The organism is Amycolatopsis solani, assembly GCF_033441515.1.
GTDB lineage: Bacteria > Actinomycetota > Actinomycetes > Mycobacteriales > Pseudonocardiaceae > Amycolatopsis > Amycolatopsis solani.
This window is the reverse complement of sequence record NZ_JAWQJT010000001.1, coordinates 3,869,111-3,882,176: the sequence shown is the minus strand read 5'-3', so window position 1 is coordinate 3,882,176 and position 13,066 is coordinate 3,869,111. Positions and strand designations below refer to the sequence as shown.

The following is a 13,066-nucleotide window of genomic DNA, read 5'->3' as shown; positions in this document are numbered from 1 at the left end:
GCCGTCCGGTCGATAGCATCGCCAACGGGCGCAGGAATGCCCTGCGCCGCCGATGAATCCAAGGAGCGGATGCAATGGCCCGAGTTGTCGTACACGCTGTGGTATCTCTGGACGGCTACATCGCCTACCCGGATGACACGGTCGGGCCGCTGTTCGACTGGTACGGGAACGGCGACGTGACGGTCCGCGCCAACGACGAGTGGTCGTTCAACGTCAGCCAGGCTTCCGCGGACTACGTGCAGCCCTTCTGGGACGCCATCAAGGTCACGGTGATCGGCCGGCACCTCTTCGACACCTTCGACGGCTGGGGCGGCAAGCCCGCGTCCGCGGACGAGCTCGTCGTCATCACGCACCGGCCGCTGCCGGAGGAGTGGCTGGCCCGGTTCCCCGACGCGCCGTTCCACACGGCCGACTCGATCGAAAACGGCATCAACCTGGCCAAGAAGCTCGCCGGTGACGGGCTGGTCTGCGTGGCCGCGGGGGACGTGGCCGGGCAGGCGTTCTCGGCCGGGCTCGTCGACGAGGTCGCGCTGGACGTCGCGCCGGTCGTCTTCGGTGAAGGCAAGCGGTACTTCGGCAGCCACTCCGGCACCGTTCAGCTGGAGGACCCGGACGTCGTCATCCAGGGTGACCGCGTGCTGCACCTGCACTACAACGTCAAGCGCTGAACGGGAAAACCTTCACCAGATCGCCGGGAGCACCACCGCTCTCGGCGATCTGCGTGCCGCACGTTTGAATACGCCTGCCGACCGGCGGTTCTTGTAGCTTGGCAAGCATGGCTGACTGGTTGGCGGATGCGGTCCTATACCAGATCTATCCGCAGAGCTTCGCGGACTCGAACGGGGACGGGATCGGCGATCTCGGGGGTGTCGAGTCCAAATTGGACTACCTCGAGTGGCTGGGTGTCAACACGGTCTGGCTGAACCCGTGCTTCGCCTCCCCCATGTTCGACGCGGGGTACGACGTCGCCGACTACTGCCGCGTCGACCCGCGGTACGGCAGCAACGACGACCTGCTCAAGCTGGTCGACTCGGCGGGCAGGCACGGGATCCGGGTGCTGCTCGACCTCGTTCCGGGGCACACCTCCAACGAGCACCCGTGGTTCGTGCGGTCGGCGAACGACCCCGACGACCACCGGTACATCTGGGCGGCCGAGCAGGGGCCGAACTTCCAGCCGTCGCCCGGCAGCCGGGAGGGTTTCTACCTGCCGAACTACTTCCCCGTGCAACCCGCGCTGAACTTCGGGTACGGGCGGCCGAACGAGGCCGAGCCGTGGCGCCAGCCGGTGGACGCCGAAGGGCCGCGGGAAAACCGCCAGGCCCTGCGCGACATCATGGACTTCTGGATGGGCTTCGGCATCGCGGGGTTCCGGGTCGACATGGCGCCGTTCCTGATCAAGGACGATCCCGGGCTGGTGGAGACGTCGAAGCTGTGGCGCGATGTCCGTTCGTGGATCGACCGCGCGCACCCCGGCACCGTGCTGCTTTCGGAGTGGAACGACCCGAAGCTCGCCGTCCCGGCCGGGTTCGACGCGGATTTCTTCATGCACTACGGGGAAAGCCGCGCGTTCCGTTCGCTGTTCCACAACCGGGCCGTGCATGACATGACGTGGGACGACCCGAAGCCGGCCTACTTCGACGCGGCCGGCCAGGGGTCGATCGACGTGTTCCTCGCCGAATGGGCGACGACGACGGCGGAGATCGGCGACCGCGGCCACGTCATCCTGCCCACGGCGAACCACGACTGGCCGCGGCTGGTGGCGGGTTCGCGCACGGCCCGGCACGCGCGCAGCGCGCTGGTGTTCCTGCTGACCTGGCCGACGCTGCCGGCGATCTACTACGGCGACGAGATCGGCACGCAGTACCAGCCCGGCCTCCCCGACCACGAAGGCAGCCTGCTGCAGGTCTTCGAAGACGGCTTCAACCGGGCCGGCTCGCGCACGCCGATGCAGTGGGACGCGGCCGATCCGGACGTGACCTACCTGCCCGCGAACCCATCGCCGACCCGGCCGGACGTGGCTTCCCAGCGCGCCGACCCGGCCTCGAACCTGAACCTCGTCCGCGAGCTGATCGCCCTGCGCAAGGCCCACCCGGCGCTGGGCACCCGCGGGGACGTCTCGATCGTCCGGGCCGGGTACCCGTTCGTCTACCGCCGCGGCGAGTTCACCGTGGTGGTCAACCCAGCACTGCGGGCGGCGACGGTGAACGTGACGGCGCCGGGTGAGCTGATCCTCGGGCAGGGCACGAGCTACGACGCCGCCGGCCTGCACGTCGCGGGCTTCGGCTACGGCATCTACCGGGCCACACAGGACTGACGGACCAAGCGAGCCAGCCGGACGGCGGGCCAGCCAAGCCAGCGGGACGGTGGGTCAGGCACGTCGGGCAGACAGCGGGCCAGCCGAGCCAGCCGAGCGGCGGGCCAGACAAACGGGGCAAGCCGGCCGGGCGACGGGCCAGGCAAGCCGCGCAAGCCGGCCGGGCGACGGGCCAGGCAAGGCGGGCAAGCCGGCCGGGCGGCGGGCCAGGCAAGGCGGGCAAGCCGGCCGGGCGGCGGGCCAGGCAAGGCGGGCAAGCCGGCCGGGCGGCGGGCCAGGCAAGCCTGCCGGACGGGCGGGCCGCACGAGACAGCCGGGGCCGTGGCGGTCAGGTGCGGTCGTGGAGCGTGATCTGGTAGCCGTCCGGGTCGGCGAAGGTGAACGTGCGGCCGAACGGGCCGTCGATCGGGGCTGACACGATGCGATGGCCGTCGGCGACGAGCGCGTCGTGGATGGCCTGGACGTCCGTCGCGTGAAGCCAGATCGCCGCGCCGATGCCGGGCTGGGTGACCGCGTCGAGGTCGGTGTCCGGCAGGACGTCGCGGAGGGCGAACGCGATCGGCTTCGTCTCGAAGACGACGGCGTGCGGGGGTCCGGCCGGTGAGCGGACCAGGCCGAGGTACTTCTCGTAGAACGCCTGCGAAACGTCGAGGTCGCGTGCCTGGAGCGAGAGGAAGTCGGGGCCGGTGGCGGGCATGGCAGTACTCCTTCTTTCCGTGTCAGCCTTCTGACACGCACCAACCTATGTCAGAATGCTGACATGAGTCAAGACGGGGCCGGCGTCGACCTGGAGACGTCACTGGGCTACCTGCTGAAAGAGGCCTCGAGCGCGCTGCGCGCGGCCATGGAAGAAGTGCTGCGACCACTCGGGATGAGCGTGACGCACTACTCCTGCCTCGAACTGCTGGCCCAGCGGCCGGGGTTGTCGAACTCCGAGCTCGCCCGGGGCGCGTTCGTGACGCGGCAGACGATGAACGTGCTGCTCCAGACCCTCGAACGCGAGGGGGACGTCACCCGGCCGGCGGAAGCACCCGTCGGGAAGGTGCTTCCCACGCGGCTCACGCCTCGCGGCCGGCGGAAGCTCGAGAAGGCTACCGCCGCGGTGCGGTCCGTGGAAGTCAGGATGCTGGGCGGCCTGAGCGAGGCCGAGCGGGCGAGCGCGTTCCGGGTCCTGCGCAGCATGGTCCGTTCCCTGCGCGAGGGCGCGTAGCAACGCGAAGGAGCCCCGGGCGGCGTGCTGCCCGGGGCTCCTTCCAGACCATCCTCTACCTAACGCTCGTGCGTCTTCAGCCAAGCCACGTAGTCCTGGACCGTGCGCGCGGAGTCGTACTCCGGCTCGAAGCCGGTGTCCTCGCGCAGGCGGGTGATGTCCAGGTAGTTCGGCGACGGGCGCTCCGGGCTGCGGCCCGGCGGGAGCGTGATGTTCGCTCCCGGCACGGCCTTGTTGATCTCGTCGACGACCTCGGCGTAGGGCACCAGGCGGCCGCTGGAGACGTTGTACGTGTTGTGGTTCAGGTGCTTCGCCGTCATGAGGAGGGCGATCGCGCGGCCGCAGTCCTTGACGTAGCAGAGGTCCGTGGCGTCCTCGGCGAAGGCGTCCGGGCGGGGCGGGGTCAGGTCCGCGTCCTCGCCCAGCACCGCCGAGCTCAGCAGCCGCGGCAAGGCGAAGAACGGCGAGTCCGGCAGGCTCAGCGGCCCCCAGATCGTGCCGATCCGCAGGTTGACCAGCTCGAAGCCGCCGGCGGCCGCGGCCGCGATCGAGAACAGCTCCGCGGTCTTCTTGAACTGGAGGATCTGGGGCAGCGGCAGCACCGGGAGGGCCGCGTCCTCGCGCCACGGGGCCGAGTCGTCCACGCCGACGTACACGCCGATCGAGCTGGCGACCGAGAACCGGCGCACGCCCCAGACCGACGCCGCCTTGAGGGCGTTCAGGAGGCCGAGGGTCTCGACGCGGAGGTACTCGACCGGGTCGGGCGTGGCGAAGTAGCTCGCCGCGAGGTGCACGATGCCCGTGATCTCGTGGCGCTTGCCGATGTCGAGGAAGGCCTGCTCGTCCGTGGTGTCCAGCGGCTCGACGACGACGCGGCCTTCCGCCTCGTTCGCCAGGTACTCCGGCAGCCCGGTGGACCGGTGCGCGGTGAGCACGACGGATTCACCCAGGTCGAGCAGCGCCCGTGCGGTGTGCGACCCGATCGAACCCAGGCCGCCGGTAACGAGTATCATTGTCATCCTTTCGCGCTTTTCCGACGATGATCGAGCTCGTCTTCGCCGACAGTCATCCTGCCTTACCTCACCGCATTTCCGGGCGGAGCGAAAGGGAATCGGCACGCTGGGAGATGTCCTGATCACGGCCGCACGGGCACCGTGGAACGGTGAACCGGAACCCCGAGGAGCGTCGCCATGCAGCTTGATGACCACGCGATGAAGGAATTGATGCTGGCCGGCGAGTACCACCTCGCCAACGGCGAACTCCTGAGCGAGGAGGTCCGGCGCGCGCAGGTGCTGCTCGAGGAGTACAACCGCAGTTCCGTGTTGGAAGGGCAGCGGCGCCGCGAAATCTGCGAGGAACTCTTCGGCGAGTTCGGCGAAGGCGCCTACCTGCGCCCGCCGTTCTACTGCAACTACGGCTACCAGACCAAGATCGGCGCCCGCAGCTTCGCGAACTTCGGCGTCATCTTCCTCGACGTCGGGCAGATCACCATCGGCGAGGACGTCCTGCTCGGGTCGTACTCGCAGCTCCTGGCCGCCGGGCACACGATCGAACCCGAATCGCGCCGCGCGAAGTGGGGCTACGGCAAGCCCATCACCATCGGGGACAACGTCTGGCTCGGCGCGGGCAGCATCGTCGGGCCCGGCGTCACCATCGGCGAGAACGCCGTCATCGGCGCGAATTCCGTGGTGATGAAGGACATCCCGGCCAACGTCGTCGCCGTGGGCGCGCCGGCGCGCGTCATCCGGACCATCGAGCCGGGCGAAGACCGGCCCATCGACATCGCGAGCTGACCGCTGACAACCGGAAAGGCCCCGGACCGCTGAGCGATCCGGGGCCTTTTTCCGTCCCCTGGGTCAGGACGGGAGCTCGACCGACTGGCGGTGCCGGAACACGTTGCGGGGGTCGTACTTCTTCTTCACGGCCTGCAGGCGCGGGTAGGCGCCCTTGTAGTACAGGTCGTGCCACGGCGAAGCCGACTTGTTGAACGCCGGGTCGCTCAGGTCGGCGTCGCAGTGGTTGACGTAGGAGCCGTCCGAGACGCCGTTGGGCACCGGGACGCCCCCGGTGGCCGCGTAGACCTCGGAGTAGACCTCGCGCGCCCACGCGATGTTCGCGGCGTCGCCGGCGGCGCCGTTCCACACCGACGACCACTGGACCTGGTAGGCGGCGTCCCGGTGCTGGATGGCCGAGTTCGCCTGCGGCACCGCGGAAACCTGGCCGCCGTAGGGCTGGAAGATGATGTTGATGTTCGGGTTGCTGATGTCGGACCGGGTCAGGTGCTTGTACATCGCCGCGGTCTGCGCCGGGGTGAACAGCCCCTTCATGAACGCGGCCTTGTACTTCGCGCGTGACGTCGGGTCGTTCGCGACCGAGTTGGTGGTCCCGGTCAGCTCGACGAACTGCAGCCACGGCAACGTCTGCGGCGCGACGAAGTCGGGCGTCGCCACGCCGTCGGCGAGGTAGGCGATGAAGCCGTCCATGATGGCCTGCGCGTTCGGCACCGACACGTCCAGCTGCGCCAGCGCGGTGACCGAACCGCTCGACTTGTGGTTCACCGACAGGGCGCCGGTGAGGTCGCGGGCCGGGCCGTTCGGCGACTTGTTGTCGATGTGCCATTGCGAGTAGTTGCGCACCAGGCGGGAGAACTGCGCCTCCGACAGGTTGTTCAGGTTCCAGCCGGCGACCGTGAAGTTCACCCGCGCGGGCGGCTTCGGCAGCAGCTTGCGCGGGTCGGTGCCGGTCGCGCCCGGCGAGCGGAAGAAGTACCGCGTCACGACGCCGAAGTTGCCGCCACCGCCGCCGGTGTGCGCCCACCAGAGCTCGCGGTGCGGGTCGCCCGGCTCGCGGGTGGCGACGACCGTCTGGGCCCGGCCCGCGGCGTTCACGGTGACTACCTCGACGGCGTACAGGTGGTCCACGACCAGCCCGTTGCGGCGCACCAGCCAGCCCCAGCCGCCGCCGGCGACGTGCCCGCCGACGCCGACGGAGTAGCAGACCCCGCCGGGGATGACGACGCCCCAGGTCTTGTACGTCTTCTCGTAGACGTCCAGCAGGGTCGCCCCGGCTTCGATCGCGATCGCGTTGCGCTGCTGGTCGTAGTAGACGCGGTTCATGTGGCTCAGGTCGAGGATGACCTGGGTTTCGTCGCTGTAGACGAAGTCTTCGTAGCAGTGGCCGCCGCCGCGGACGCTGATCCGCTTGCCGGCGCTGACGGCCGCGGTCACCAGCGGCGCGACCTGCGACGGCGAGTCGATGACGGCGACCCGCTCCGGGTGCGCCACGAACCGGGCGTTGAGGGCGCGCACCAGGTCCGGGTACTGCTGGTCCGCGGGGTTGACGATCGAGGCGGGGCAATCGGCGCCCGCCGCGGTGGATTCGGCGGCTCCCGCCACCCCGGTGAGGAGCCCGTTGTCGAGCAGCGCCGTCCCGCCCACTCCGAGAACTGCGCCAGTGAGGAATTTTCTCCGACCAGTGACCTGCCGCTCATTGAGCATTTCTGCCGTTCCTCTGCGATCGCGACTGAGTGCCGAGTCAAGAATTGAGAGGAAAAAATTAACCGATCAGGTGATTGACCAGCATCTTGCGTCGTGCGGTTAGCGAAAAAGATTCGCTTCGCCACTCCCCGTGAGCGCACAAACAAAGGGGGCTTCCCTCGGTCGAGGAAGCCCCCTTCGGTGGACGGCTAGACCTGCGGGACGACTTCCGCGGCGATCAGGTCCAGGTGGTCCAGATCGGAGAGGTCGAGGACCTGGAGGTACACCCGCGAGATCCCGGTGCGCTCGCGCCACCGGCCGATCTTGTCGACGACTTCGGCGGGCGAGCCGGCGAGCGCTTTCTCACGCAGTTCCGCCACTGGGCGGCCGATCTTGTCCGCGCGGGCGGCCAGCGCGGCCTCGCCGTCGCCGACGCAGATGGTCTGGGCCACCGAGAAAGTGATCTCCGCCGGGTCGCGGCCGATCTCCGCGCACGCCGCGCGGACGCGGTCGAACTGCGCGGCCGTGTTTTCCTCGTCCCACAGCGAGTTGTTGAACTCGTTCGCGTAGCGCGCGACCAGCCGGGGCAGGCGCTTCGGACCCTTGCCGCCCATGATGATCGGCGGGTGCGGCCGCTGCACCGGCTTCGGCAGGGCAGGCGAGTCGACGATGCGGTACTGCTTGCCCTCGAAGGAATACGTTTCTCCGACCGGAGTTCCCCACAGTCCGGTGAGGATCTCGAGCTGCTCCCCCAGCCGGTCCACACGCTCGCCCTTGGTCGGGAACGGCGCGCCGATCGCGTGGTGCTCGCCTTCGAACCAGCCGGAGCCGATGCCGAATTCCACGCGCCCGCCGGACATTTCGTCCACTTGCGCGATCGTGACGGCCAGCGCGCCGGGGTACCGGAACGTCACCGGGCTCAGCAGCACGCCGAGCCGGATGCGGCTGGTTTCCCGTGCCAGCGCACCCAACGTGACCCACGCGTCCGACGGACCGGGGTGCGCCGCCGCGGTTCCGGTGCGCATGTAGTGGTCGGACCGGAAGAACGCGGGGAACCCGGTCGCTTCGGCGTGCCGGGCCACGCGCAGCAGATCGCCGTGGCCGGCCCCTTCCTGCGGTTCGGTGAAGATCCTCAGCTCCATGCCGAAAAGCCTATCCCGGTAAGGCGGGCAAGCTAAGCGAGGCGGCACGCTCGGAGATGAGCACGACAAGGACCGGTGCGAGAGTTCGATGAGCGACGGCGCAGCCCGCGGACCTCGCGAACCGGCCAGTCCCGGTGACTACAAAGTACCAGCCGGAGCGAGGCGTTCCACGATTTGGACACCGAGCGGGTCCGCAAGGTGCGGTTGCGCGAAAGAGGACTTCAAGGGGAGTCAAACCATGCTCGAGCACGTGCGTTGTCCGCATCTGGTACCGATTCCCGCCGCGGACGATACCGAGCCGTTCACCGCCTCCGCCAGCCGCGACGACATCTACTCGGTGTTCGTCTGCAAGGCCGAACCCTGCGCCGAAAAGTTCCTGCTCAACCAGATCGACGGGCGCCGGGTCGCCCTGATCACCGACGACACGGTCTCCGCGCTGCACGCCGAGCGCCTCGCGACCTCGTTGCGGGACAAGGGGATCGACGTCGCCATGACGTCCTTCCCGCCCGGTGAAGCCAACAAGTCGATCGACACCGCGGTCCGCATGCTCGACTGGCTGGCCGGCACGTCCATCGCCCGGCGCGACATCATCCTGTCGGTCGGCGGCGGCGTGGTCATCGACACCATCGGCTGGGTCGCCAGCGCGTACATGCGCGGTGTCCCCTACATCAACGTCCCCACCACACTGCTGGGCCAGGTGGACGCGGCGCTCGGCGGCAAGGTCGCCGTCGACCACCCGAGCGCGAAGAACCTCATCGGCGCGTTCTACCAGCCGAAGGCGGTCGTCTCGAACGTCGCCTACCTGTCCACTCTGGACCGACGGCAGATCGCGGCCGGGCTGGCCGAGGCGATCAAGAAGGGCGTGATCGGCTCGCCCCCGCTGTTCGACCTCATCGAGGACAACGCCGATCTGGCGCTGGACCGCGACCTGCCCGCGCTGGAGCAGATCGTGCGCGCGGCGAGCGTCGTGAAGTCCGAGCTGATCCAGCTCGACCCGTACGAAGTGGACCTGCGGCGGCCGCTGAACTTCGGGCACACCGTCGGCCACGCGGTGGAGACGGTGACCGGCTACGGCCCGGTGCTGCACGGCGAGGCCGTCGCCTACGGCATGACGATCGCCGCCGAAATCGCGGTGCGGCGCGGGATGCTGGCCGAGAAGGACCGCGCGCGGCTGGTCGGCCTGCTGAACCGCTGCGGGCTGCCGACGTCCACTTTGGACCTGCCGAGCTCGGTGCAGGCGGGTGCCGTCACGGCGGCGCTCGGCCAGATCCGGAAGATCCGCGACTCGAAGATCCGGTTCGTGCTGCCCGTCGAGTACGGCTGCACGGTCATCGCCGACGACGTCACCGACGACGAGGTCGCCATGGCGATGGCCGCCACCCGCGCCACCGCGCTGGCCGAAGCGAGCCAGGGGGCGAGGGCGGCATGAGCACCCCGGCCGATGCGCTGTCGTGCGCGGCGGTGCTGTTCGACCTCGACGGCGTGCTGGTGGAATCCGGCAGCACCGTGGAGCGGTCGTGGCGCGCCTGGGCGGTGGACCACGGGCTGGACGCGGACGCCGTGGTCGCCGCCTGCCACGGACGCCCGTCGGCCGAGACGATCGCGGCCGTCGCGCCGCACCTCGACGCCGCCGGTGAAGCCGCCGCGCTGGAACTGCTCCAGGCGGCGGACACCAGCGAGCTCGTGGCCTGCCCCGGGGCGGCGGAGATCCTCGCCGCGCTGCCGTCGACGCGGCGGGCCGTGGTGACGTCCGGGACGCGGCCCCTCGCGACCGCGCGGCTGACCAGCGTGGGGCTGCCGGTCCCGGCCGTCCTGATCGCCGCCGGCGAGGTCCCGCGCGGCAAGCCGGCCCCCGACGGCTACCTCGCCGCGGCCGCCCGGCTCGGCTTCGCGCCGGAGTCGTGCGTCGTCGTCGAGGACGCCCGGCCCGGTGTGCTCGCCGCGCGGGCGGCCGGCTGCCGCGTCATCGGCATCGCCGGTCCGACGCTCGGCGATCCGTCCGATGTGGACATCCTGGTGCCGGACCTCGCCGCGGTGGCGGCCTCGGTCGGCACCGGCTCGATCGCGCTGACGAGGAGGAGTGAAACCCATGTCTGACCACACGGTTCTGGTCGTCGGCCGCGGGCTGATCGGCGCTTCGGTGGCCGACCGGCTGCGCGCCGACGGCCACGACGTGGCGACGGTGTCGACCACGCCGCTCGCGCACGCCGGGCACCTGTCCGTCGACCTCGACGACCCGGCGGGCCGCGAACGCCTGCGCGGCCACGTCGACGCGCTGCGCCCGGCGCGGGTCATCCTGACCCACGGGCCCAGTGACGTCACGTGGATCGAGGCGAACGAGCAGCGCGCGGAGGCCGTCCACCACGGCGTGGCCAAGCTGCTCGCCGGCTCCGGGGTGCCGACCGTGCTGGTCTCCACCGACAACGTCTTCGACGGTTCGCGCGGCGGTCACCGCCCCGCGGACCCGATCAGCCCGCACAACGTCTACGGGCGGGTCAAGGCGCTGGCGGAGCAGGAACTGCTGACCGGGCCGAACCTCGCGCTGCGCGTCAGCCTCGTCTACGGCTGGACCGGCCCGGCGCACCGCGCCACCTACGGGCAGCGCTGCCTGCAGGCGGCCGCGGCCGGCGAGGAGCTGGAGGCGCCGACCGACCAGTCGTTCACGCCGGTGCACATCGACGACGTCTCGGCGGTGCTGGCCGCGCTGTGCCGCGTGCCGGAGCTGCCGACCGGCATCGCGCACCTGGCCGGGCCGGCCGAGCTGAGCCGGTTCGACTTCGCGACGGTGGCCTACCGCCTCACCGGTGCCGACCCGGCGCTGGTCCGGCCGGTCCTGCGCCGCGACACCCTGTGGGCCTCGCGCCCCCGGCACTCCTCGCTGGCCTGCGACGACTTCGGGCACCTGCCCGGGCTCGCCGGCTGGACGCCGATGACGCCGGCGGACGGGCTGCGGCAGATGCTGCGGACCGGCCCTGTGGTCGCGGTCTGATGGTCGGCCGGTTCGCGATCGACGCCGGCGGCAGCCGCACCCGGGCTCTGGTGGTGCCCGGGGACGGCGGCCCGCGGCGGACGTTCGAGCTGCCGTCGATCAACCCGCACGCCACCGGCGACGCCGCCGGCCGCACCCTGCGGGAGGCGTTCGCCGAGATCGGCGCCGTGCTCGGGACCGGGCCCGCGGTCGGCTGGCTGGCCAGCGCCGCGGCCGGGCCCGGCGGGATCGGCCCGGAGCTCGAGCGGGCCCGTGCCGCCGCCGACGACGCCGGGCTCGACGCCGGGCTGGTCGTCTCCAACGACGTGCTGCCGCTGCTGTGGGGCGTGCCCGCGCTTTCCGGCGTCGGCGTGGTCGCCGTGTGCGGCACCGGCTCCGGCTTCTTCGGGACCGACGGCAAGCGCGTGGCCAACGCGGGCGGCTGCGAATACCTCGGCAGCGACGAGGGCGGTGCCGTCGACATCGGCCTGCGCGGGCTGCGGGCGGCCGTCCGGGCCACCGACGGCCGCGGCCCCGAGACCGCGCTCGTCGACGCGCTCGGCGAGTACGCCGGGACGACCGTCGCCGGCCTCGCGCGCCGGCTGGCCGCGCAGCCGTTCCCCAAGCAGGGCCTGGCCGCGCTCGCGCCGGTGGTCTGCGCGACCTGGCTGGCCGGCGACGACGTCGCCCTCGGGGTGATCGACCAGGCCGTCGGCGATCTGGCTGAAGGCGTGTACGCGGTCCGCGACGCGCTCGGCCTGCCGGACGGGTTCGCCGTCGCCGCGGCGGGCGGGGTGTTCACCGGGTGCCCCGAGCTGTACGAGCAGTTCGCCCACCACCTGACCGGGCCGGTCGGCGCCGGCAGCGCCGACCTGGTGACCGACACGGCCTCGGTCGTCCTGACCGCGCTCGACCGGTTCGCCGGCTCCGGTGAACCCGCGCTGCCCGGCGGGCTCGACGCCTACGCCGCGGCGCTGCCCCCGAGGAGGCGACATGAAGCTGGGACTCTGCTTGGCGGCGTTCGGTGACCTCGACCTGGCCACCGCGCTGCGGCACGCGGAGAAGTTCGGCCCGCTGTGGCTGGACGTGCCGACGGACACGACGTTCGGGCTGATCGACGCGGTCCGGTGCGCCGACGACGCCGCCTACCGCGACGAAGTGGCGGAGGTGCTGCGCGGGCAGCAGGTCGGCTGCGTCAGCAACAGCCGCGACGCACAGCTGCTGCTCGGACCCCATGACCGGCACACCGACCCGGTGCACCGCGGCGACGCGGCCGCCAAGCGCGCCCACGCGCTCACCTGCTCCCTCGGCGCGATCCGGCTCGCCGAGCGGCTCGGCGCGCCGGACGTCCGGCTGCTGCCCGGCTGCCCCGACTTCGGCCGCTGGCTCTCTTGGTGGCACAGCGACGTGAGCTGGGCGGACAACATCGCCGCGTTCCGGACCGCCGCCGAGCCGCTGGTGCACGCCGCGCGCGAGGCCGGCGTCCGGCTGCTGGTGGAGCCGCACCCGAAGCAGGTCGTCTACGACCGGGCGAGCGCGGACCTGCTGTTCGCCATGACCGGGGACTGGGCCGACGTGCTCGGGTTGTGCGTCGACCCGGCGAACCTCGCGGCGACCGGCCACGACCCGGTCGACGGCGTGCGCGGCTGGGAAACGCGCATGGGCGCGGTGCACGCGAAGGACCTGCAGCGCTGGAGCGGGCGCGGCCTGCCGTCCGGCCCCGGCTGGGGCCGCTACGGCCCGCAGCCGCCGATCCGGTTCCGCGCGCTCGGCCTCGGCGAGCTGCCGTGGGCGGAGATCGTCGCGACGCTGCAGGACGAAAGCTTCGACGGCGTGCTCTACCTCGAGCACGAGGACACCCTGCTCCCCCGCGACCGCAGCATCGACCGCGGTCTGGGCGTGCTCCGGTCGATGGTGCCGGACGCCGTGGCCGAAGGGCGGACGTGGTGAGGCCCG

Annotated in this window: 13 protein-coding genes; 9 read left to right on the top strand and 4 right to left on the bottom strand. The window is 71.2% G+C overall.

Annotation, left to right across the window (positions count from 1 at the left end):
* Positions 1–74: 74 nt before the first annotated feature.
* Both SD460_RS18455 and SD460_RS18450 read left to right on the top strand, forming a co-directional pair.
* Positions 75–668 (top strand): dihydrofolate reductase family protein, encoded by a 594-nt coding sequence (locus tag SD460_RS18455; protein ID WP_290061379.1) that lies wholly within the window; start codon positions 75–77, stop codon positions 666–668.
* Between the two features lie 107 nt (positions 669–775).
* A complete protein-coding gene (locus SD460_RS18450; RefSeq protein WP_290061376.1) occupies positions 776–2,314 on the top strand; it encodes an alpha-amylase family glycosyl hydrolase in 1,539 nt (512 codons plus the stop codon).
* Positions 2,315–2,642: 328 nt separating this feature from the next.
* Here the strand turns inward: SD460_RS18450 and SD460_RS18445 are convergent, their stop codons facing one another.
* Positions 2,643–3,011: a VOC family protein gene (locus SD460_RS18445; RefSeq protein WP_290061374.1), complete on the bottom strand. Its 369-nt coding sequence runs from the start codon at positions 3,009–3,011 to the stop codon at positions 2,643–2,645.
* 63 nt (positions 3,012–3,074) lie between these two features.
* On the opposite strand from SD460_RS18445, the gene SD460_RS18440 reads away from it, so the two are divergent.
* Positions 3,075–3,524: a MarR family winged helix-turn-helix transcriptional regulator gene (locus tag SD460_RS18440; protein WP_290061371.1), complete on the top strand. Its 450-nt coding sequence runs from the start codon at positions 3,075–3,077 to the stop codon at positions 3,522–3,524.
* 59 nt (positions 3,525–3,583) lie between these two features.
* On the opposite strand, the gene SD460_RS18435 is transcribed toward SD460_RS18440, so the two are convergent.
* Positions 3,584–4,537 carry an NAD-dependent epimerase/dehydratase family protein gene (locus SD460_RS18435; RefSeq protein WP_290061369.1) on the bottom strand — a complete coding sequence of 318 codons (954 nt, stop codon included), beginning with the start codon at positions 4,535–4,537 and terminating at the stop codon, positions 3,584–3,586.
* Between the two features lie 177 nt (positions 4,538–4,714).
* On the opposite strand from SD460_RS18435, the gene SD460_RS18430 reads away from it, so the two are divergent.
* The gene (locus SD460_RS18430; protein WP_290061367.1) at positions 4,715–5,317 is read left to right on the top strand and encodes a sugar O-acetyltransferase; all 603 of its coding nucleotides are present in this window, start codon (positions 4,715–4,717) and stop codon (positions 5,315–5,317) included.
* A 63-nt stretch (positions 5,318–5,380) separates the two neighbouring features.
* Here SD460_RS18430 and SD460_RS18425 read toward each other — a convergent pair whose 3' ends face one another.
* Complete coding sequence (locus SD460_RS18425; protein ID WP_290061366.1) at positions 5,381–6,961, bottom strand: FAD-binding oxidoreductase; 1,581 nt, start codon at positions 6,959–6,961, stop codon at positions 5,381–5,383.
* A 248-nt stretch (positions 6,962–7,209) separates the two neighbouring features.
* Positions 7,210–8,142 (bottom strand): LLM class F420-dependent oxidoreductase, encoded by a 933-nt coding sequence (locus SD460_RS18420; RefSeq protein WP_290061364.1) that lies wholly within the window; start codon positions 8,140–8,142, stop codon positions 7,210–7,212.
* A 238-nt stretch (positions 8,143–8,380) separates the two neighbouring features.
* On the opposite strand from SD460_RS18420, the gene aroB reads away from it, so the two are divergent.
* Genes aroB through SD460_RS18395 form a run of 5 tightly spaced genes read left to right on the top strand, consistent with a single transcriptional unit; the run spans position 8,381 to position 13,060 of the window.
* Positions 8,381–9,571 carry a 3-dehydroquinate synthase gene (gene aroB, locus SD460_RS18415; protein ID WP_290061363.1) on the top strand — a complete coding sequence of 397 codons (1,191 nt, stop codon included), beginning with the start codon at positions 8,381–8,383 and terminating at the stop codon, positions 9,569–9,571.
* Positions 9,568–10,239: an HAD-IA family hydrolase gene (locus SD460_RS18410; protein WP_318306421.1), complete on the top strand. Its 672-nt coding sequence runs from the start codon at positions 9,568–9,570 to the stop codon at positions 10,237–10,239. Before aroB ends, SD460_RS18410 begins: the two co-directional genes overlap by 4 nt.
* Complete coding sequence (locus SD460_RS18405; protein ID WP_290063210.1) at positions 10,232–11,131, top strand: SDR family oxidoreductase; 900 nt, start codon at positions 10,232–10,234, stop codon at positions 11,129–11,131. The genes SD460_RS18410 and SD460_RS18405 overlap by 8 nt, the downstream gene beginning before the upstream one ends.
* On the top strand, positions 11,131–12,138 hold the full coding sequence (locus SD460_RS18400; protein ID WP_318306420.1) for a BadF/BadG/BcrA/BcrD ATPase family protein: 1,008 nt from the start codon (positions 11,131–11,133) through the stop codon (positions 12,136–12,138). The genes SD460_RS18405 and SD460_RS18400 overlap by 1 nt, the downstream gene beginning before the upstream one ends.
* A complete protein-coding gene (locus tag SD460_RS18395) occupies positions 12,104–13,060 on the top strand; it encodes a sugar phosphate isomerase/epimerase family protein (RefSeq protein ID WP_318306419.1) in 957 nt (318 codons plus the stop codon). Before SD460_RS18400 ends, SD460_RS18395 begins: the two co-directional genes overlap by 35 nt.
* Positions 13,061–13,066: the final 6 nt, after the last annotated feature.